Origin of the sequence: Shimia sp., assembly GCF_049116215.1 — a bacterium.
In the GTDB taxonomy this organism is placed as follows: domain Bacteria; phylum Pseudomonadota; class Alphaproteobacteria; order Rhodobacterales; family Rhodobacteraceae; genus Shimia.
On the sequence record NZ_JAGDZB010000006.1, the window covers coordinates 385,063 to 405,941 of the forward strand.

At 57.5% G+C, this 20,879-nt stretch carries 17 protein-coding genes and 1 pseudogene; 14 read left to right on the forward strand and 4 right to left on the reverse strand.

Translation table 11 applies throughout. From position 1 onward, the window contains the following. Positions 1-8 precede the first annotated feature (8 nt). Genes JXR15_RS18525 through JXR15_RS18535 form a run of 3 tightly spaced genes read left to right on the forward strand, consistent with a single transcriptional unit; the run spans position 9 to position 3,803 of the window. Positions 9-998, forward strand: a complete 990-nt coding sequence (locus JXR15_RS18525) for an ABC transporter ATP-binding protein (protein ID WP_422054665.1) — start codon at positions 9-11, stop codon at positions 996-998. Next, a complete protein-coding gene (locus JXR15_RS18530; protein WP_422054666.1) occupies positions 995-1,993 on the forward strand; it encodes an ABC transporter ATP-binding protein in 999 nt (332 codons plus the stop codon). Before JXR15_RS18525 ends, JXR15_RS18530 begins: the two co-directional genes overlap by 4 nt. Further along, positions 1,986-3,803 (forward strand): aminopeptidase P family protein, encoded by a 1,818-nt coding sequence (locus JXR15_RS18535; RefSeq protein ID WP_422054667.1) that lies wholly within the window; start codon positions 1,986-1,988, stop codon positions 3,801-3,803. The genes JXR15_RS18530 and JXR15_RS18535 overlap by 8 nt, the downstream gene beginning before the upstream one ends. 24 nt (positions 3,804-3,827) lie before the next feature. Here the strand turns inward: JXR15_RS18535 and JXR15_RS18540 are convergent, their stop codons facing one another. Beyond that, entirely contained in the window at positions 3,828-4,280 is a 453-nt protein-coding gene (locus JXR15_RS18540; RefSeq protein ID WP_299426614.1) for an Lrp/AsnC family transcriptional regulator, read from the reverse strand. A gap of 203 nt (positions 4,281-4,483) precedes the next feature. On the opposite strand from JXR15_RS18540, the gene dctP reads away from it, so the two are divergent. From dctP to JXR15_RS18560, 4 genes are all read left to right on the forward strand, one after another. Next, on the forward strand, positions 4,484-5,479 hold the full coding sequence (gene dctP / locus JXR15_RS18545; protein WP_422054668.1) for a TRAP transporter substrate-binding protein DctP: 996 nt from the start codon (positions 4,484-4,486) through the stop codon (positions 5,477-5,479). 80 nt (positions 5,480-5,559) lie between these two features. Continuing rightward, on the forward strand, positions 5,560-6,069 hold the full coding sequence (locus JXR15_RS18550; RefSeq protein ID WP_422054669.1) for a TRAP transporter small permease: 510 nt from the start codon (positions 5,560-5,562) through the stop codon (positions 6,067-6,069). Then, a complete protein-coding gene (locus JXR15_RS18555) occupies positions 6,069-7,346 on the forward strand; it encodes a TRAP transporter large permease (RefSeq protein WP_422054670.1) in 1,278 nt (425 codons plus the stop codon). The genes JXR15_RS18550 and JXR15_RS18555 overlap by 1 nt, the downstream gene beginning before the upstream one ends. Before the next feature lie 17 nt (positions 7,347-7,363). After that, positions 7,364-8,257 (forward strand): isocitrate lyase/PEP mutase family protein, encoded by an 894-nt coding sequence (locus JXR15_RS18560; RefSeq protein WP_422054671.1) that lies wholly within the window; start codon positions 7,364-7,366, stop codon positions 8,255-8,257. Between the two features lie 31 nt (positions 8,258-8,288). Here JXR15_RS18560 and JXR15_RS18565 read toward each other — a convergent pair whose 3' ends face one another. After that, positions 8,289-8,804 carry a hypothetical protein gene (locus JXR15_RS18565; RefSeq protein WP_422054672.1) on the reverse strand — a complete coding sequence of 172 codons (516 nt, stop codon included), beginning with the start codon at positions 8,802-8,804 and terminating at the stop codon, positions 8,289-8,291. A 373-nt stretch (positions 8,805-9,177) separates the two neighbouring features. Then, a complete protein-coding gene (gene uvrB, locus JXR15_RS18570; protein WP_422054673.1) occupies positions 9,178-11,361 on the reverse strand; it encodes an excinuclease ABC subunit UvrB in 2,184 nt (727 codons plus the stop codon). Between the two features lie 535 nt (positions 11,362-11,896). Here uvrB and JXR15_RS18575 point away from each other — a divergent pair. Further along, positions 11,897-12,208, forward strand: a complete 312-nt coding sequence (locus JXR15_RS18575) for an ETC complex I subunit (RefSeq protein WP_422054674.1) — start codon at positions 11,897-11,899, stop codon at positions 12,206-12,208. 303 nt (positions 12,209-12,511) lie between these two features. After that, positions 12,512-13,192, forward strand: a pseudogene (locus tag JXR15_RS18580) (IS6 family transposase). Between the two features lie 251 nt (positions 13,193-13,443). Here JXR15_RS18580 and JXR15_RS18585 read toward each other — a convergent pair. After that, entirely contained in the window at positions 13,444-15,201 is a 1,758-nt protein-coding gene (locus JXR15_RS18585; protein WP_422054675.1) for an amidohydrolase, read from the reverse strand. Positions 15,202-15,411: 210 nt separating this feature from the next. Between JXR15_RS18585 and JXR15_RS18590 the strand changes: the two genes are divergently transcribed. From JXR15_RS18590 to JXR15_RS18610, 5 genes are all read left to right on the forward strand, one after another. Next, positions 15,412-15,843 (forward strand): sterol desaturase family protein, encoded by a 432-nt coding sequence (locus tag JXR15_RS18590; protein WP_422054676.1) that lies wholly within the window; start codon positions 15,412-15,414, stop codon positions 15,841-15,843. 190 nt (positions 15,844-16,033) lie between these two features. Then, complete coding sequence (locus JXR15_RS18595) at positions 16,034-17,032, forward strand: ABC transporter substrate-binding protein (RefSeq protein WP_422054677.1); 999 nt, start codon at positions 16,034-16,036, stop codon at positions 17,030-17,032. Positions 17,033-17,084: 52 nt separating this feature from the next. After that, positions 17,085-17,903: an ABC transporter permease gene (locus tag JXR15_RS18600; protein ID WP_422054678.1), complete on the forward strand. Its 819-nt coding sequence runs from the start codon at positions 17,085-17,087 to the stop codon at positions 17,901-17,903. Next, positions 17,900-18,649: an ABC transporter ATP-binding protein gene (locus JXR15_RS18605; protein WP_422054679.1), complete on the forward strand. Its 750-nt coding sequence runs from the start codon at positions 17,900-17,902 to the stop codon at positions 18,647-18,649. The genes JXR15_RS18600 and JXR15_RS18605 overlap by 4 nt, the downstream gene beginning before the upstream one ends. Beyond that, positions 18,646-19,866 (forward strand): NnrS family protein, encoded by a 1,221-nt coding sequence (locus JXR15_RS18610; RefSeq protein ID WP_422054680.1) that lies wholly within the window; start codon positions 18,646-18,648, stop codon positions 19,864-19,866. Before JXR15_RS18605 ends, JXR15_RS18610 begins: the two co-directional genes overlap by 4 nt. Positions 19,867-20,879: the final 1,013 nt, after the last annotated feature.

Genomic DNA, 20,879 nt, shown 5'->3' on the forward strand with positions numbered 1-20,879 from the left:
GAAAGACAATGACAGATCACCCGATTTTGGAAGTAGAGAACCTCTGCACCACCTTTAGCCGGGGCGGCACCGCCCTCCCTGCGGTGCGCGACGTGAGCTTTGCGCTGGGTAAAGGGCAGGTGCAGGGGCTTGTGGGCGAAAGTGGTTCCGGCAAAAGCGTGACCTTGCGTTCGATCCTGGGATTGGCGCGGCACTATGGCGAGGTGCGCGGCTCTGTGCGCTGGCAGGGGCAAGAGCTGACCACGATGTCAGAACGGCAATTGCGCAAGATCCGCGGTCGCGAGATTGCGATGATTTTTCAGGAGCCGATGACCTCGCTCAATCCGCTGCTGACCGTTGGCACGCAGTTGACGGAGACCTTGAAGGCGCACACCGACTTGGGGCGTCGGGCGCGGCGGGATCGTGCAATTGAGATGCTTGATCATGTGGGCATTCCGGCGGCGGCCTCGCGGCTTGGCGAGTACCCACACCAATTTTCCGGCGGGATGCGACAACGGGTGATGATTGCGATTGCCTTGGCGGCCAGCCCGAAGCTGTTGCTGGCAGATGAGCCAACCACCGCACTGGATGTGACCATTCAGGCGCAGATCCTGGATTTGATCCTGAAACTGGCGGATGAAATGTCGATGGGCGTTGTGCTGGTGACGCATGACCTTGGCGTTGTGGCCCAGACCTGTGACATGGTGTCGGTGATGTATGCTGGACGGGTGGTGGAGCAGGGGGCCGTGCGCCAGGTGCTGCAAACCCCGCGCCATCCGTATACCGAAGGCTTGATGCGTTCGGTGCCGCAGGATGTGCCGCCGCGCACGCAGCTGTATTCGGTGCCAGGCACGCCGCCCAGCCTGTTTTCATTGCCTGAGGGCTGTGCCTTTGCGCCGCGCTGTCAGGCAGCAGGACCGGCCTGTCAGACCGCGCGGCCCACGTTGCAGGACATTGCGCCGGGGCGGCAGACCGCCTGTTTCAACCCACTGCCCGCGACACAGGACAATGCCGCATGACCCAGACTGTGATGAAAATTGACGACCTTCATTTGTCGTTTCCGGTGTCGCGCAGCCTGCTCGATGTGGTGCAGCGCAAGCCGGGGAAATCGGTCAATGCGCTGAATGGTGTGAGCCTTGAGTTGCAGCAGGGCGAGACGCTTGGTGTCGTTGGGGAGTCCGGCTGTGGCAAGTCGACTTTGGCGCGCTGCATCGTGCGGCTGTATGAGCCGACCAGCGGGCAGATTCACTTTGATGAGGAGAACATCTTTGGCGCGGCGGCGCGCAAGGATCGCAGCTATAACCGGCGGGTTCAGATGATGTTTCAGGACCCGTATTCGTCGCTGAACCCACGGATGACAACCGGTGATATTCTGGTCGAAGCGCTGCGGGTGCATCAGATGCGGCCGGAGGCGGAGATTGCGCCGCGTGTGGCGGAGTTGTTGGACTTGGTGCGGTTGCCGCAAGATGCGGCGGAGAAACTGCCGCATGAGTTCTCGGGCGGGCAGCGGCAGCGGATTGCCATTGCGCGGGCCTTGGCGGTGGAGCCGGAAGTACTGATCGCGGATGAGCTGGTCTCGGCACTGGATGTGTCGGTGCAGGCGCAGGTGGTGAACCTCTTGCTGGAACTGCAGGAGCGGTTGCAATTGACCATCCTGTTTGTCGCGCATGATTTGAGGTTGGTGCGGCATGTGTCCAACCGTGTGGCGGTGATCTATCTGGGGCGGATTGTGGAGATTGGCGACAGCGAGACGTTGTTTTCTTCGCCGTCTCATCCCTATTCGCAGGCCCTGCTGAGCGCGGCGCCGTCGCTGGACCCGGATGACAAAGGCGCGGCGATCCAGTTGGAGGGCGAGTTGCCGTCGCCCCTAAACGTGCCGTCGGGCTGTCCGTTCCATGTGCGCTGTCGCCATGTGACAGCCCAGTGCCGGACAGTGATCCCGGAATTGCGGGCCTTGGAAGGGCGGGGCGAAGTGGCCTGTCACCATGCGGAGGAGATCAATCAACATGCCTGATTGTGGGATTGAGAGCGTGCCGCCGCAGGTGTCAGCGTTGCGCGCGGAGATGCGTGTGCGCGGGTTGGATGCGTTTATCTTGCCGCGTTATGACGCCCACCAGGGTGAGTACGTCGCGCCGCATGATGAGCGGCTGCAATATGTGACCGGGTTTTCGGGCTCAGCTGGCATGGCGATTGTGACCATGGATGGGGTCGCGATGTTTGTGGACGGGCGCTACAGCGTGCAGGTGCGGGAAGAGTGCCTGGGCGCGGTGTTTTCCTTCCACCATCTGTTTGAGAAACCGCCGGAGGATTGGCTGTCGGAGCGGGCTGGAGATTGGTGGTGCGTTGGGTTTGATCCGATGCATTTGCCGCCCAGTTGGTACGATCGTTTTGCCGGGGCGATTGCGGAGACCGGCGTGCAGCTGGCGGCGCAGAATGACAATCCGGTGGATTTCATATGGGATGCGCAGCCGCCGTCGCCGATGGGGCAGGTGAGCGCGATGCCGTTGCAGTTTGCGGGCAAAACAGCCAGCGATAAGGTGTCGGAGCTGACAGCGTTTATGGCGCAGGAGCAGGCGCAGTTTCATGTGGAGACGCAGCCGGACAACATTGCCTGGTGCCTGAATGTGCGCGGGGATGATGTGCCGTTTTTGCCAATTCCACAGTCCTTTATGCTGGTGGCGGAGAGTGGCACGGTGACCTGGTTTGTTGAGCCAGAAAAGCTTCCTGATGATTTGGTGGCCAGCCTGCCGGAGAGCATTTGTGTGGTGCCGCCGCACGGATTTTTGCCATTCATTCGCGCTTCGGTGAGAACCGGTCAGAGGGTCTTGGTGGACCCGGAGTTCTCACCTGTCGCGGTGTGTCTGGCGCTGGAGAAAATGGGCGCCAAAATTGAGCGACGGACCAGTTATCTTACGCATCTCAAAGCGTTGAAGAATGCGGTGGAGCTGGAAGGTATGCGCGCCTGCCACATTCAAGACGGTGTAGCGGTGACGGAGTTTTCGGCCTGGTTGGCAGAAATGGTGCCTGCGCGTGCGGCCAGTGGTGAACCTGTGCGGGAAAGCGAGGCAGAGGCGCAAGTGAATGCGTTTCGCCAGGCAAGTGGCAGTTACTTGAGCGAGAGCTTCAACACGATTTCGGCGGCAGGCGGCAATGCCGCGATGTGCCACTACGCCACCACAGAGACGCGTGATGCAGCGATTTTGCCGGAGGCGCCGTACCTTCTGGACAGTGGCGGGCAGTATGAGACCGGGACCACTGACATCACCCGCAGTTTTGCCTTTGGGCAGCGGCCCGAAGGGTACGATCAAGCCTACACCGCTGTGTTCAAGGCATTTTATGCGCTGGCCACTTTGAAGTTTCCGCGCGGGACGCAGGGGCATCATATCGATGCGATTTGCCGTCGTCCGTTGTGGGATTTGGGGCTGGATTATGACCACGGTACGGGACATGGGATTGGCCATCGGTTGTCAGTACATGAGCATCCGCAGCGGATTGGCAAGCCGGTCAGTGCTGTGGATTTGATGCCGGGCATGGTGATGTCGATTGAGCCGGGGCACTATGTGGCGGGGCTGTATGGCATCCGGATCGAGAACCTGTTTGAGATTGTCGAAGAGGACAACGGCTTCTTTGGGTTCCGCAATCTGACCTGGACGCCGATCATGACGGAGATGTTGGAGTTTGATGCGCTAACGGTGGCGGAAATTGCTTGGTTGGACGGCTATCACCAAGAGGTGGAGGCGAAACTGGGGCCGTTTTTGAGTGACCGTGCTTTGGCCTGGTGTCGGGCCAATGCGGTGCGAGGAGAGAGCGCAGCTATAGGTTGAGCATCGCATGAGCGTGCTGGTTGGTTAGACCGGCACGTCTGGCGTGTTCTTGATCTCGTTCAGCGCGAGGCTGGTGCGGATGGATCCAATGTGCGGCAGCTTGAGCAGCCGCTGTTTGATGGTTTCCTCATAGTCCCGCACGCTGAGCGCCAGCACTTTGAGGATATAGTCCTGATCGCCGGTGGCGGAGTAACACTCTACCACTTCCGGGAGAAACTCGATGGCGGCTTCAAACTCTTCCAGCGACTCTTGTGTGTGCTTCTGTAGTTTCACCAAGCAGAAGGCGACAATGTCAAAGCCAAGCTTCTGCGCGTCCAAAACATACCGTTTATCAGTGATATAGCCTTCTTCGCGCAGCCGTTTTAGGCGGCGCCAGCAGGGCGTGTGGCTCAATCCTGTGACCTCGCCAAGCTCACGCATTGTAAGCTCTGGTTGTTCTTGAATGGCCCGCAAGATGCGTTTGTCGGCGTCGTCCAAAGTTGTTCCCCTCCGTCGTTGTAACTGTATACAACGAAAGCAAATTTCCTTGCAGTCTAAAATTTGACCGTTTGGTCCTACAATTTATGCGGAAAATGAAACGCTGTTGCGTGTTAGCGAAATCGGGGCCTGAAAATTGTGACCCGGTTTCCGTAAACCGCCCTACGGTTGAGCATTCATAAGTACGATTTTGGGAGGACGTCATGAAACATTGGATTGCAGCCGCCGCAACAGCCGCGCTTGTCACCGTTGCACCAGTTGCCAGCTTTGCAGAGACCATCCGGGTGACTTTGCAGCTGCCGGAAACACATTCCTTGGGCAAGAACTGGCAGGACTTTGCCAGCATCGTGGAAGAAAAATCCGGCGGTGCGCTGGAAATTCAACTGTTCCCGTCTGCGCAGCTTTTTAAAGACAAAGAAGTGCCAGGCGCGGTGGGCAGCGGTGCGGTTGAGGCGGGCTCCGCGTTTATCGGCCGTTTTGCGGGCTCCGTGCCTGCAGTGGACGTGGTGTCGATCCCGTTTATCTTCAGCGACGAAGCCCACATCCGCGCCGCCGTGGCCCCGGGCTCTGATATGCGCGCGACTTTGGACGCGGCGATCCTGAAAGAGACCAACAACCGCATTCTGTGGTGGCAGGCATTTGGTCGCAATGTTTACCTGACGAACGGCGACGCGATTGTGGAACCGGCTGATATTGCGGATAAAAAGGTTCGTACCTACGGCAAGGTCCACGGTTGGACCGTTCAGGAATTGGGCGGTGCACCAACGCTGATGTCCGGTTCCAAACAGTTCCTCGCCTATCAGCAGGGCGCTGTGGATGTGGGCATGACCGGCGCGTCGGCTGTAAAATCCCGCAAGCTGTTTGAAGTGATGGATCAGATGACTCTGACCTTTGACAGCGCGATTGAGTTTGTCGCGGTGATCAACAATGACGTCTACGAAGGTCTGTCGGATGAGCACAAAGCCATCATCGACGCGGCCGCAGCGGAAGTGGAGCAGAAACTGCGCGATCAAATCTACGCGGAAGAAGCCTCTACCGTGGACGAGATGAAAGCCAACATGACCGTGACTGAGCTGTCTGATGACCAGCGGGCGGCATGGGTTGCGGCGACGGCCAGCGTTGTTGACCGCTTTGTTGAAGAAACCGGCGAGACCGGTGCGGCGGCGGTTGCGGCTGTGAAAGGCGCAATGACCAACTAAGCCTTATTGGGGGACGCTGTCGCAACGGATGGCGTCCCCTTTTTTCTTTCCCCGCGAAAATTCACAGCAAGGAGTGGCCAATGATCATCCGGATCATTGATGGCATCACTGAATTCTCAGGCAAGCTTTGTGCCTGGACCCTGTTTGCCATCGGCTTTTTCATCACGTTTGAAGTGCTTATGCGTTACGTTTTTAACGCGCCCACCATTTGGGTGGATGAGATCAGCCGGGTGCTGCAGGTCTGGGTGGTGTACCTGGGCGCGGCTTATGTGCTGAAGCACCGTGAGATGGTCACGATTGATGTGCTGTTGAGCAACCCCAATACGCTCTGGCGCCGATTGGCGGAGACTTTGGCCATAGTCGTGTTGTTCATTTTTGCGGGTACGGCTTGCTATTTCGGGTTCCAGATTTGGCTGAAAGCCGCCATGGCGGGGCATACCACGGACACCTATCTGGCGCCGCCAAAGATGATCACCCATGCGCCGGTCTGGGTCGGCAGTACCCTGTTGATGATGCAGGGCGGGGTGCAGCTTTATCGCGTTTGGGCAGAACCCTTGCCCGGCGATGACGTGATGGGGGGCGCTCACTGATGGAAGCGGTTCTCATTCTTGTGGCGCTGATGGCGCTGTTGTTGTTGCGCACGCCGGTGGCCTTTGCGCTGGGCGGTCTGGGTGTGATCCTGTTGGGTCTCAAAGGCCTGCCACTGGTGGCGGTGCCGCAGCGTTTGCATGGCTCGATGGACAGTTTTGAGCTTCTGGCCGTGCCAATGTTTTTGTTGATGTCCAATGTTCTGCTGAAAGGCGGCGTGGGGCGCGATTTGTATGCGGCGGTGCAAAGCTGGGTTGGGCATTGGCCCGGCGGGCTGGGCGTGGCGACAATCCTGTCTTGCACGTTGTTCTCCGCAATCTCCGGCTCTTCGGTGGCGACGGCAGCGACCATTGGCACCGTGGCAATTCCGGAGATGTCCAAGCGCGGCTACGACAAACCGTTTGTCTACGGCATGTTGGCGGCAGGTGGCACCTTGGGGATTTTGATCCCGCCGTCGATCCCGTTGATCATTTATGGCGTGGTGACGGAAAGCTCGATCCCGACGTTGTTCCTCGCAGGCATTGGGCCGGGGTTGTTTTTGGCATCCGCCTTTATTGTCTACGGTATGTTGTTCTCGCGCTTCTCCGGCGCCTACCAACCGATGGACAAAGCAGATTGGGGCACACGAGCGCGGAGCTCGTTGATGGCGTTGCCAACGGTGGCGCTGGCGGTGGCCATCGTAGGCTCGATCTACACAGGTATTGCGACGCCATCGGAAAGCGCCGGCTTGGGCTTTGTGATTGCTTTGGTCATGACCTTCGCCATGGGGCGCATGGATTTTGCCAAACTGCGGGAGGCGGTGGAAGGCTCTCTGCGCACGTCCGTCATGGTCTTGATCATCGTGGCGGGGGCCAAGGTGTTTTCCTATGCGATCACGCTCTATCTGATCCCGCAGTCGATCAGCGCGTTCCTGACGCAGAACATTTCCAACCCAAGCCTGTTTATTCTCGCAGTGGGGTTGGTGCTGTTGTTTATGGGGTTCTTCCTGGAGAGCCTGTCGATGCTACTCATCATGGTGCCGGTGCTGCTTCCAGCGGTGCTCAACATCGGGATTGATCCGATCTGGTTTGGCATCTTCTTTGTGGTGCTGATTGAGACCGCGTTGATCACGCCGCCAGTGGGGATGAACCTGTTTGTCATTCAGGCGGTGGCCAATGCGCGGTTGCAAGAGGTGGCCAAAGGCGCGCTGCCGTTTGCGGGGATCATGCTGGCAGTGGCGGTGCTGTTGTGGTTCTGGCCCGATTTGGCTCTGTACATCCCTTATGAATTGGCGCGCTGAGCAGAAGGACAGTGACGATGACAAATACAGTTCGCATTGCGCCCAACGAGGGGCGCAACCTGCGCGCGGCACGGCTGCGCTCTCTGCTGGAGCAGAAAGAGCTGGTGGTGGCGCCGTGTTGTTATGATGCGCTCTCCGCCAAGCTGATCGAGCAGGCGGGGTTTGACATGACATTCATGTCGGGCTTTGCCGCCTCGGCCTCACGTATTGGCATGCCGGATTTGGGGCTGATGAGCTATGGCGAGGTGGTGGATCATGTGCGCAACATATCGGAGGCGACCAGCCTGCCGTTTGTGGCCGATGGTGACACGGGGTACGGCAATGCGATGAATGTGATCCGCACCGTGAAAGGCCTGGCGCGGGCCGGGGCGGCGGCGGTGATGATTGAGGATCAGGTGGCACCAAAACGCTGTGGCCACACACCGGGCAAAGCGGTGGTGGAACGCGAGGTGGCGTTTGACCGCATCAAGGCAGCGGTGGATGCGCGCGAAGAGGAGGACGTGCTGATCCTTGCGCGCACGGATGCACGTAAGGCACATGGCATGAGCGAGGCGATTGACCGGGCGCAGCGGTTCTTTGAGCTCGGCGCGGATATCATCTTCATCGAGGCACCGCAGAGCGTGGATGAGATGCGCCAGATTTGTGAGGAAACGCCGGGGCTGTTGATGGCCAATATGCTGGAGGGCGGCGACACACCGATCCTGCCACAGGCCGAGCTGCGCGAGATGGGGTTCAACATCGCGGCCTATCCGCTGACGTTGTTGTCCGCGGTGATGCAGCAGGTGGTGGAGACCTTGGCGCAGCTGAAGGCGGATAAGGTGCAGGACAGCGCGCTGATGTCGTTTACTGAGGTGCGGGAGCGAATTGGGTTTGAGGCGTATTATGAGGCCTCGGAGGGGTATAAGGCTTAGGGGGCAGGCGCAACGACCCGCCCCAAGCGGTTTATCTTTTGAAGGCCAGACGTAAATCATCAATTGCGTGGATTTGGCCCTGCGAGAGTTCGCCTTGGATAAGCGATTTCAAAATTTCCTGAAGCGTGTCCCACGCGCTGCCTTCATCCAGCTTATATAGCCGTTTTCCGAGGCGCGGGATGGCGTAGGTTGGTCCGTCACATTGGGTCATCAACCAGCGGCCCAGAACTTCCATCTCGTGCGCTTCTTCTTCGGAACAGCGTAGTTTTTTGCGTAGCAGGACATGCAGTTGGTCGCGGGTTTCCTGCGTCGGCAGGCCGTCGAGTTCCAGAAAGGACTGCGCGATGGCGCAGATGGCGATGCGGGGGTCATCGATGCCTTCGACGGGATGTTGACCGGTCTTGCGACGGAAGGCGAGACGACGCGGCGCATTGATTGCCGTTGTGGCGAGATCAGAAGCAGTGTCGATGGCTTCGCGCGGGTTCATGCGGGCCCACCACCAGATAGCGCCCCCGACAGCGGTTAAAATTGCAATGAGAATGGGCATTAGAACTGTTCACTAAGGAAAATCATCGTCTGCAATACTAAACAACTTTTTGTCGAGATAAAGGGAGATTCTGCGCCTTTAGGGGGAGCTTTGGGTCCGGAAAAAGGCGCTTTGCGCCGCTGGGCCAGCGCCGGACCGGCTCCGTTTTGCCGGAGGCAAACCTGCGGTTTGACGGCCCGGCGCTTTTGCGAGGGACGCGAGCGCTCAATAGGGCGGAAACACTTGGCGGACATAAAGTGCCAAACTTGTGGCGTTGGGGCGCCAGCCCCCGGTCAGGCGCTGGCCCTTTTGTTGGGGATGAGGCGGTGCGCAGTGAATGCGCACCCTACGGGGTTTGCCTTGCAAAGCCTCGGATCAGGTCGGGGGTAGGGGGCTACCGCCCCCGCCGTTTCACATTTCCACCCCGTTGACCAGCACGCCCAGCCATAGACCGGCCCCGGCTTTTGGTGGCTTTCTCCTCAGCAGCCTTGATCGCGTATTGCCTGGCCATCGGGTCATCAGCCACGGCCAAATCAACAGCCTCCAGACGTTTGACTTCATCGCGCAGGCGCGCGGCTTCTTCGAACTCGAGGTTCTCGGCGGCTTTGCGCATGTCATCCCGCAATCCGTCGAGCACGGCCTCGAGATTGGCGCCGTGCAGCGGGTTGTCGATGGTGGCGGTGACGCGGGATTGATCAGTGTCGCCTTTGTAGAGGCCAGACAACACATCCTCGACGTTCTTTTTGACCGTCTGGGGCGTGATGCCGTGCTCTTCGTTGTAAGCGATCTGTTTGGCGCGGCGACGTTCGGTCTCGCCCATGGCGCGTTCCATGGAGCCGGTGATGCGGTCGGCGTACATGATCACCCGGCCTTCGGCGTTCCGCGCGGCGCGGCCGATGGTTTGCACCAAGGAAGTTTCAGAGCGCAAAAAGCCTTCTTTGTCGGCGTCCAGAATGGCGACCAGACCACATTCAGGAATATCGAGACCCTCACGCAGCAGGTTGATGCCGATCAGCACGTCAAAGGCGCCAAGACGCAGGTCGCGCAGGATTTCGATACGTTCCAACGTGTCGATGTCGGAGTGCATGTAGCGGACTTTGATGCCCTGTTCGTGCAGGTATTCGGTTAGGTCTTCGGCCATGCGTTTGGTCAATGTCGTGACCAATGTGCGGAAGCCATCAGCGGTGACTTTGCGGACCTCATCAAGCAGATCGTCGACCTGCATCTCGACAGGCCGGATTTCGATCACGGGTTCCAGCAGGCCGGTGGGGCGGATCACCTGTTCGGCAAACACGCCGCCGGATTGCTCCAGCTCCCAGGCGGAAGGTGTGGCGGAGACAAAGATCGATTGGGGCCGCATAGCGTCCCATTCCTCAAATTTGAGCGGGCGGTTGTCCATACAGGACGGCAAACGGAAGCCGTGTTCCGCTAGGGTAAATTTGCGTCGGTAGTCGCCGCGATACATGCCGCCGATCTGTGGTACGGAGACGTGGGATTCATCGGCAAAGACAATGGCGTTGTCGGGGATGAATTCAAACAGGGTGGGGGGCGGCTCGCCCGGGGCGCGGCCGGTGAGGTAGCGCGAGTAGTTTTCGATGCCGTTGCAGAAGCCCTGCGCCTCCATCATCTCCAGATCAAAGGTGCAGCGCTGCTCCAGCCGTTGGGCTTCGAGCAGTTTGCCTTCGTCGACCAGCTGGTCAAGCCGCGTACGCAGCTCTTGTTTGATGTTGATGATGGCCTGGGTCAGGGTTGGTTTGGGGGTGACGTAGTGGCTGTTGGCGTAGACACGGACCTGTTCAAAAGTGTCGGTTTTTTCGCCGGTTAGGGGGTCAAACTCGGTGATGCTTTCCAACTCTTCGCCAAAGAATGAGAGCTTCCAGGCGCGATCTTCGAGGTGGGCGGGGAAGATTTCCAGACTGTCACCGCGCACCCGGAAGGAGCCGCGTTGGAAGGCGGCGTCGTTGCGGCGGTATTGCTGGGCAACAAGATCGGCGATCACCTGGCGCTGGTCGTATTCACCGCCGGCTTTGAGATCGAGCGTCATGGCGGAGTAGGTTTCGACCGAGCCGATACCGTAGATGCAGGACACAGACGCGACGATGATCACGTCGTCCCTTTCGAGCAGGGCGCGGGTGGCGGAGTGGCGCATGCGGTCGATCTGTTCGTTGATCTGGCTTTCCTTCTCGATGAAGGTGTCCGAGCGCGCCACATAGGCTTCGGGTTGGTAGTAGTCATAGAAGCTGACGAAGTACTCCACCGAGTTCTCCGGGAAGAAACCTTTCATCTCGCCATAAAGCTGGGCGGCGAGGGTTTTGTTGGGCGCGAGAATGATGGCGGGGCGTTGGGTCTGTTCAATCACCTTGGCCATGGTGAAGGTTTTGCCGGTGCCGGTGGCGCCCAGCAGAACTTGGTTGCGCTCACCTTCGTCAATGGCGGCCGCAAGTTCGGCAATGGCCGTGGGCTGATCCCCCGCGGGTTCGAACTCGGTGTGCATGACAATGCGCTTGCCACCCTCCAGCTTGGGACGGCGTTGGGCCGCGCGGTCGGCCATCTGGGGCAGGTTACTTGCATCGCTCATGGTGCCATCCCGAATTTGAAAGAGTCGCAAGCGCGATTTTGGTCTCTTTTTGTTCTTATGCAAGGGCGAAAGCGCAGATGTGATTGGGGTTTCCTTGGTGATGATGCTGCGCCGCACCAAAAGGATCTTCGCATGTGCAGAATTTGGTGGCCGTTTGATTGACGGAAATGCGCGTGTCTCGGGCAAGGTGACCTTTGGGAAGGCGCCTATGAGCCGCTTTTGGTAAGAAATTGTGGGTGTTCTGGTAATTTTAGAACAAAATTCTACCCAACTGTGAAATTAAATATATGTTGCGCTTGCCAAATGATTGGCTTCCTCGCTATGGTCAACTCAGCAAGCAGCCCGTTAAGGTCGCCAGTCCAAACTGCACCTACACCCCTCGCTCCCCGCGGCTTGGTCCGGACCCTGGGCTGCTTGCAAGCTTTCCCCTTAGAATTACATGGAATTGCAGAGGCTTTGCGGCGGTTTGTCCATGATTGGCCCCTTGCCCGAAAGCGAAGAATCCGTGATAAAGCGGTAAGCGAAGGAGTGCCCCATGATTGCGCGTATCTATCAGCCAGCCCGCACGGCAATGTCGTCCGGAACCGCCAAAACCCACCAGTGGGTGTTGGAATATGGTCCCTCAGAAGCCAAAGACATTGACCCGCTGATGGGGTGGACCGGCTCTGGAGACACGCAAAGCCAGGTGCGTTTGAAGTTTGACAGCAAAGAAGCGGCTGTCACCTACGCGCGGGAAAACGACATTGAAGTGCAGGTGATGGAGCCACACAAGCGGAAAGCCAACATCCGGCAGGGCGGCTATGGCGAGAACTTTGCCACCAACCGCCGGGGTGTTTGGACACACTGAGGGTGTAAATCCGGGTAAAGTTCTCGTGAAATCGGGGTAAGGATTTCACGAAGTCATGCGGTGATTGACATCTTGTGGTAAAAGCATGCAATGCGGCTACATATTGATTTGGTTTGGGCGCCCTCTCGGCGCCTTTGTTTTTGAGGATCGAGGAAGCTGAGATCGCTTTTCTGAGCGATGAGGGTGGCTGGTCTACATCGACGTTTCAGTTGTCGCACGGGGCTGGCGCCACCAAGGGGACGGATTATGCAAAACGGCATTGCCAAGTTGTTGAGACGTATTGTGGAGGCTAGATGTTGAGGGATGAATGTACCACCGTCGATGCCGCGCCTGAAAGGCTTTCGTTACCCTCGCGAGATCATCGCTTATGCGGTGTGGGCGTTTCACCGTTTTGCGCTGAGCACGGCCGATGTCGAAGATCTTCTGGCTGAGCGCAGCGTCCATATCTGCCGTGAGACCGTCAGGCTCCGGGCCAATCGTTTTGGCGGACATTTCGCCGCTTGCATCCGGCGTGACCAACCTCGTCCAAACGACAAATGGCATCGGGACGAGGTCGTGATCCCGATCAACGGGGTGAAACACTGGCTTTGGCGCGCTATGGACACCAAGGGAAACGCGCTCGACATCCTTGTTCAAACGCGCCGCAATGCCAAAGCCGCTCGGCGCTTTCTGGCGAGGTTGATGGCCCGATTTGCCGCCCCGCGTGTCGTGATTGCGGACTAGCTACGCAGCTATTGCAGGCCGGTTTCCGCGCTGGTGCCCCGCGCCGATCACTGCGCTCACAAGGTCCTGAACAAATGGATTGAAGGGTCCCACAGGCCGACTCGAAAACGCGAGAAACTGATGGGGCGGTTCAAATCGCCTAAGCAGGCTCAAAGGTTTCTGGCAGCCCACGACCAGATCAACACCGTATTTCGTCCCCGCCGCTATCAACTGTCCACCATCTCGAACCGTCATGCCAGAACCGGCGCATTCGACCTCTGAAACGGCTATGCCGCCGAAATGACCGCGTGACGTGCCGAAGCTTCACCCTTCTCATTCACCCACAAACAACTTGGCAATGCGGTATGAACGGAGAACTACGCGGCATATTGACTCTCAAAAACTGAAACCTCTCCAAAACCGCGGATTAGTGCAATTGTCTCCGAAATACCGCCAAGAAATGAAAACCTACAAAACCGCGACGTTCTAAATAAGTCCGAACGTCGCGTTAGATTTGTGGAAATCGCGACTTCCTACAGCTTGCCCCCATAAGTAAACTTGCCGTCTTTCATTGTGCCCAAAATTTTGACGTCCGCGATTTCGGAGGGCAAGACAGAATGCAAATCTTTCTCCAGAATGACCAGATCAGCATATTTACCAAACTCCAGGCTGCCGATTTTGTCTTCCATTCGTGCGTCGTATGCACCCCCCATCGTTGCAGCATACAGACATTGATCAAGCGTGAGCGCTTGATAGACAGGCGGAAAATACCGATCGTCATCGGGGTTGGACGGGTCTAGGCGCGTCACAGCAGCCTCGCACAGCGTCAGAGCACCCATCAAATTCGGGTCTGTACTGGGAACGTCGGCACCAATGCTGACGGGTGCGCCAGCGTCCATCAGAGTTCGGATGCGTTGGAATTCCGACACCGTCCGCGCCAACCCCATGATGTTCAACGCACCGTCCAGACCACCACTCCAAGAGGTGCCCCAAATCGGGGTGATGTTTGACAGAATGCCATGCTGGATGATGCGCTCGATGTCATCAGGGTGCGCAAACGCGAGGTGTTGCAACGAATTGCGTGCATCTGCAAAGCCACTGTTCTTGGCTTTCACAAACGAGTCGACTGTTTCACGAACCGTCTTATCGCCGTCGACATGGACAGCAACATCTAGGCCTGCAGCATTCGCCTTCAAAACGATCTCGTCAGTCAACTCCGCCGAGACACCGCGAACAGCCGTTTTTTCGGGCTGGTCAAGCCAGGGTTCGAGCATAATTGATGCGTGGCTCGTGTGAACGCCTTCGGGGTGGATTTTGATGCCTAGTACCCGCACATCGTCGTTGTTGAACGATTTCTTGAGCTCAAGGGTATTGGCAACCGCGTCGTCTGCTGAGAAATCGTCGCCTTTTACAAGCGTCATCAACAGGGTCCGAAGTTTCAATTCACCTGCGTCGGACTGCTTTTGAAGAATTTCCAGCGCGACCTGATTGTCATCATGGTGCTTTGATTGCGATTTGATGTTTGGTGTCACGAGACCTTGGTTAATGTAAGCTGTGTAGCCAAAGCTTGCCGCGAGGTCATACAGTTCAGTTTGGCTTTCAGGGATCATGACGTCTGGCTGCCATGCTCCTGATTCGACATAAGCCCCCATCCAGGCGAACTCTTTGGCGTATCCTGTCGGAGCGCCATCGCTGTCGCGCACCCAGTATATTAAACCCGGAACGGGATCAGGTGTATCCTTGGTGACGCCCCCCATTTCCATGGCTTTGGTATTCAACCATGCGTCATGAATGGTGTAGTCCTGAAGAAACACGGGTCTATCCGGAACAACAGCATCAAGATCGGCCGCCGTGAATTCGCCCCCCATCAACGTCGCGTTCCAGCCGATGCCGCGGATAAACGCTTCATCCGGATTTGCGTCGGCATAGTCTTTAATTAACTTCAAATAGTCTTCTTTGGACTGTCCGGAACCCAACTTGACCCCCAGTTGTGTCCAGCCCGAAGCGATGAGATGTTCGTGGCCGCTGATAAAGCCGGGAAGTACCATTTTACCTTTAAGGTCAATGACTTTTGTGTCTGGTCCCACCAAGGAATCTGTGCCGTTTCGATTGCCGACATACGAAATTTGCCGGCCCGAAATGGCAATCGCCTCTGCGGTTGAGCGACTGGCATCCATCGTGTGAATCACACCGTTGATAAAGACGGTATCCGCCACCTGTGCGGCGCCCGCACCTGCCGAGAAAACGATTGCTGAAGCGCACGCTAGACTTCCAAAAAACCATGTTTTCATAATATTTGAACTTTCTTGATTGCTCGCGATCACTCCTAGACTAAATCGAAATGTTGGAGTGTCAAAATTTGTTGTGTCACCTTACCTATAGCTTGTTTGGCATGGCCATGACCTGCTCCCCTGAAATGTCCGGCGTGTAGGGTTTACCGTGTACATCCGTTTTAGGGCGTGCTCTACGGTTTACGCAGCGCTTTTGCGCAAGGACTGGTGTTGCCGGTCTTTATTTTCGCATTTGGTAGTACCGTCGACCTCTACACAGTTGTTGGTGTCAGTGTGTTGGTGTTTGTTTTCCACGTCACCGGCTCTAACCTGCGCCATTCCCATATCATCATCAGATATTGGTCTTGGATGGAACGGGTTTTGATCTCTCCGGCGCAACACCAGCTGCATCACTCCACCGCGGAACGTCATTTCGACAAGAATTTTGGCGCGGCTCTGGCGATATGGGATTGGCTATTTGGCTCTCTGTATCTGTCAGAGCAGGAAGAGGAGCTGACCTTTGGCCTGCCACCAGAAGAGGCCAGTGCTACCAATCTTCTGGACATCTATTTCCGCCCGCTCTCAGACACCTGGCGCTATTTCAAACGAAGCAGCAAAAAAGTGGTCAAGCTGCTGCGAACGCCACAGAAAAAAACGAAATAGTCTTTCGATTTTGCACGCGACTTGATTTATCGCAAGGCTACGGTGCACTGCGAGGGCTATCTCACTGACAAAGAGTGCAGGTCCGGACATGTCGTTCGCCCACACGTCTTTAGCCAGTTGCCCTTGTGACCAGCCATTTCTTTCATTCTCTGAACCCGCCTTTGCCGGCGGGAGACAAAGGACATGAACAATGGCCAACCACCTTACTTTTTCACGTCGCCTGTTTTTGAAAGCCACAGCTGCCGGTCTCGCGACGCCGGCGATCGGCACGATGGCACAGGCCTTGGCCTTGCCGGAACTGTCGATCTACGGACCTCCTGCCGGGCCTTCGATCACCTTGGTTCATGCGGTCGCGTCTGGAAAACTTGCTGAAGTTTCGGCGGCGTCTAGTTTCACCGTGTGGCGCAACCCGGATGAGTTGCGGGCGGGGCTCACCTCCGGCTCTATCCAAATCTCAGTTGTGCCGGTTCAGGCAGCAGCCAACCTCTACAATCGAGGCTTCCCGATCCGTCTGACCAACGTCATGACCAATGGCCTGCTTTATGTGATCTCCGAGGATGTCGCGATCAAAGGCATCGCTGACCTCAAGGGTCGACACATCGCGGTGCCATTCCGGGGAGATACGCCAGAAATTCTGTTTGCACAGCTGCTTGTGCATCACAATCTAGCGGCAGATACGGACCTCAAGATCACCTATACGGGCACGCCCACTGAGGCGATGCAGATGATGATGGCGGGGCGTGTGGATACCGCGCTGACCTCTGAGCCTGCGGCCACTGCTTCCATTCTCAAAGGCAAGAAAATGGCCGGCAAAACCATCCATCGGGTGATCAACTTGCAAGAGGCCTGGGGGGAGATGACCGGCGCGGCGCCAGTGTTGCCACAGGCAGGCCTGGCGGTCACGCAAAGCTTCCTGGACAGCTCCGCTGAGGCGTTGCCTGCGATCCAGGCGGCCCTTGGCGTCGCAGTGGCAGAGGTGCAAAACGATCCGATGGCCGCCGCCAAAAACGCAACCGATGCCTTGGGACTGCCTGCGCCGGTGCTGGCAAAATCGGTGCCAAGTTCCAATCTGGTCGTGCGTCCCGCGCAAGAGGCGCGTGCCGATATAGAGCGTATGCTGGGCGCGATGTCCGGGGCAGAGATGAAGAAGATTGGCGGCAAGCTGCCAGACGACGCCTTCTACATCTAAGCAGCAACGGCAAGGGCGGAGTGACGACTCTGCCATCTCAAAGGACAGCATTTTGACAGCCTGGTCTTTCCTCCTTTCCCGCGCCGGACGTGTGTTGGAGTTTCTCTGGTCCGGATGGGCTGGCATAGCGGCTTTGTGCCTGCTTGCCGCCGCGTGGCAGGCGGGTCATGAGGCCTATGGGCCCTTCATCCTGACGGCGCCTTTGGACACGCTCAGCGCCATTGGTGTTTTGGCACGGGACGCAGAAGCCTGGGCGATTGGGGGGCTGACGCTACAGCGAGCGATCACGGGGTTTGCCCTTGTCGGCATCTCCGGAACCGCGCTTGGCGTCGCAGCAGGTTACTCCCCGGCCACACTTCGGTTGGTGACGCCCTTGATTACCGTGCTGTTGGGCGTGCCGCCTATTGCCTGGATTGTGTTGGCCATGATCTGGTTTGGCGGATCGGACGCGACCGTGCGCACGGTGATCCTGATTTCCGCGCTGCCTGTTGTATTCATGGGCGCGGCGCGTGGCATCACAACAAGGGATCGCGGATTGGATCGGATGGCGGAAGCCTTTGGGGCCGGGCCTATCCGGCGCTTTTTCACCGTAGGTTTGCGACAAACCACCACCACGCTGTTTCCTGCACTGGCCTTGGCCCTTGGAACGTCATTCAAAGTGGCGGTGATGGCAGAGCTTCTAGCCAACGCGGGCGGCATTGGCGGGGCCTTGGCGGAGGCGCGCATCAACCTCGATATTGCGCAGGCGCTGGCTTGGGTCCTGGTGTCGGTCGGGTTGTTGATCATCGTTGAATACACGCTGGTGCAGCCGGTGAAATCAGAAGTCGACAGCTGGCGCCGGGCCGCGCAGCCTTGGGGGGTAAAGCGGTGAGCGTGTTGCGTTTGCAAAATATCGGTCACGCCTACCTAGGGCGGACCATCCTGTCCGGGGTCACACTGGATGTTCAGGCGGGCGAAATTGTTGCGCTTGTCGGGCCGTCCGGCTGCGGCAAGTCCACTCTGGCCCTTATTGCCGCAGGACTTGTTGAGGCAAAGGAGGGCCGGATCACACGTGGTTATCTCCGTCATGGCATGATCTTTCAGGACCCGGCTTTGCTGCCTTGGGCGACGGCACAGGGCAATATTGACTACGTGTTGCGGTTGGCGGGTTTGCCGCGCAAAGAGCGCATGCGCCGGATAGCGCAAGCTGCGGTGCAAGTGGCGCTGGAGATGGAGGATCTGGACAAGTTTCCCGTCGAGCTTTCAGGTGGCATGCGTCAACGGGTGGCCATTGCGCGGGCATTGGCCATAGAGCCGGATTTTCTGTTCTTTGATGAGCCATTTACAGCGCTGGATGTCGCGCTGCGCCGTCGTATGCAGGACGTGTTGATCGAAACTTGCACAGGCGGCCAGAGGGCGGGTTTGTTTATCACGCATGATTTGCAAGAAGCCGCGCGGATTTCGCATCGCATTGCCGTTTTGGATGCGCGTGGCGCCGGCATTCTCGGGGAGCGTGTGTTGCCGGACACCCCGGGGCGTCGGGAGGACGCGGAGGTTTTTACCTGGGTGCAAGACGCGCTTAGGTCTGATCCCATTTTCCGGCATATCCATGATGTGGACGAAAGGCAGATTGGATGAGTTGTGGACCAACTGCGCAGCGCCGGACCTTGCCATCTGGTCTTTGGGCGACACTGTCTGATGAAGGCTTTCGGCTCTTCTTTCCAGTCGCGGCACTTTACGCCGCATTTTACCCGCTGCTTTGGGTCCTTGCGCTTAGCTTTGATGCGCCGTTTGCGAAGACCGTTCCACCGTCGCTCTGGCATGCGCATGAGATGATTGTCGGGGCTTTTGGGGCTGCGCTCATTGGGTTTATCACAACAGCCGCCCCGGAGTGGACGGACACGGAGCCGCCGCGTGGTGCGTCGTTGTGGCATTTGCTGGCACTTTGGGGCGTTGGACGGGTTGTGGGGTTTCTGGGTTGGGAAGATGTTGGCCTGATTGGTGCTTTGGCCGATGTGCTTTGGCTGGCTGGCTTGGTTAGTTGGCTTGTTCACCTGTCCTTGAGCAGGAAAACAGATCGTTTGCTCCCCTTTGTGTTTTGGCTGGCACTTTTGGCAATTTGTACGGCGGCCGGGCGTTTCGGTTTTCAAATCGACAGCTTTGAATTGGCCAGCAAGGGTATCTACCTCGCGGGATTTGCGTTTCTTGGTCTGCTTGGTCTCGCGCTGTCGCGTATCACCGTGCCAGTCACCAACCTTGTTCTGGATCCCACTGAGGAAACCTCTCCTTTCCGCCCGCATCCCGGCCGTCTTCACCTGGCACCAGGATTGGTTTTTGTGGCGATGCTGGGGGAAGCGGCCGGTCTCAGCGACGGTGTGTCGGGTTTTTTGTGGTGTGCTGCGGGGGCGGCGTTTATGGACCGCGTGGCCGAAGGCTTTGTTGGTCACGAGGCGCTGCGGGAGGAAATCCTGATGCTGGCCGGAAGCAGCGCATTGGCCGGGGTGGGGCTGATCTTGTTTGGCGCGGCGCGTCTTGGCGCCTTCTGGTCCGAGGTGTCTGGTATGCATGTGGCCTTTATGGGCGGTCTGGGCTTAGGAACCTACGCCGTGTTTGCCGTTGCAGGGCTGTTACACACGGATCAACCTTTGGGCCTGTCGATCAAAACCCGTGTCGGTGCTCTGAGCCTTGTTGTTGCGGTCGCCCTTCGGGTTGCGCCTGATCTTGGTGTGGATTTGCCTGGCCCTATGTATGCCGTCGCCTCACTTTTGTGGGCGGCAGGTTTTCTCTTGTGGTTGGCGGAGTATTGGCCGGCGATCTCTGGGCGTAGCGAAAGAGTCGAAGACGTGCCTGCCTGAGGGTTTGAGCCCGTTTAACGGCCATCCCTTTATGTCTGGCTCGTCGCAATGGTTTGCTCACAGGGAGCGATTTGCCGCTGTATAAAAATCGGGTTTGTGTCTGTCCATGTAACTACTGTGCAGGCCAGTTAGTACCGCTAGTTTTAGCGAGACAAAAGCGGGGGCTCTGGAGCGGAAACTGCCTAATGATCCGCGAGAAACTCGGACTCTCGGCGCGGTAGACGAGGAAATCATCACGTAACATTTGGCTTTGAGTGCACGGAACTGAAAGCGGAAGTGGACTTTTTAAGGTTTTTTGCAAACGGAGGGGAGTGCAAAACTTCGGGCGATGAAAGGATGCAAACAGTCGCTATGCTCAACGAAGACCGAGTGAGAGAGTTAGAAGGGCATGTCGCGGTAACACTTGTATCCGGAAAAACGTCAAGTGGATCCGGTGGCGTAGAGGTCACAGAACTAGCAAAGGTAACTTACACGAGGAGCCCGATCTGGTGTCTGCAGCAGAGCGTGAAGCCATAAGCCACTTGTCGGCTTAAAGCTCACCATTGAAATAGTTGGCACACGCATTTCTAGAAACGGACGTTTTGACAAGTAAACGCATTTCTTTGTTCTTTCTGCGTAGTGAAGGCATCACTTCTTGTTTTGGCTCTGAGGTCGTGGCCATTTGGCGGAAGCCCATTTTGTGTGAGGTACGCGCGCGGCGTAATCGAAGTGCAAAAACCGCTATCGTGCGTACTTTCTGCCAAGATTTTCTGGTCAGAAAACGGGTTTCCAGATTGCCATTGAAGCGGAGGGGGCAGCGGTTTCGGCTTGTGAGGTAATCAGTACTGCAGGTACGAATATGGCAAATCAGCAGCGCCGTGTGCGTGGGAAATATTCGTAAATGTTAGCTGTTTTTATGGGTGGCGGTTCCTCCAAACCGGCGCGAATTGCGAAAAGTGATGTGATTCCTGCCAGGGCCCTAGAGTGCCTCGGGCAAGTTTCGAATCCGCCGAATTTTCTCGGGCTGTGGGAAA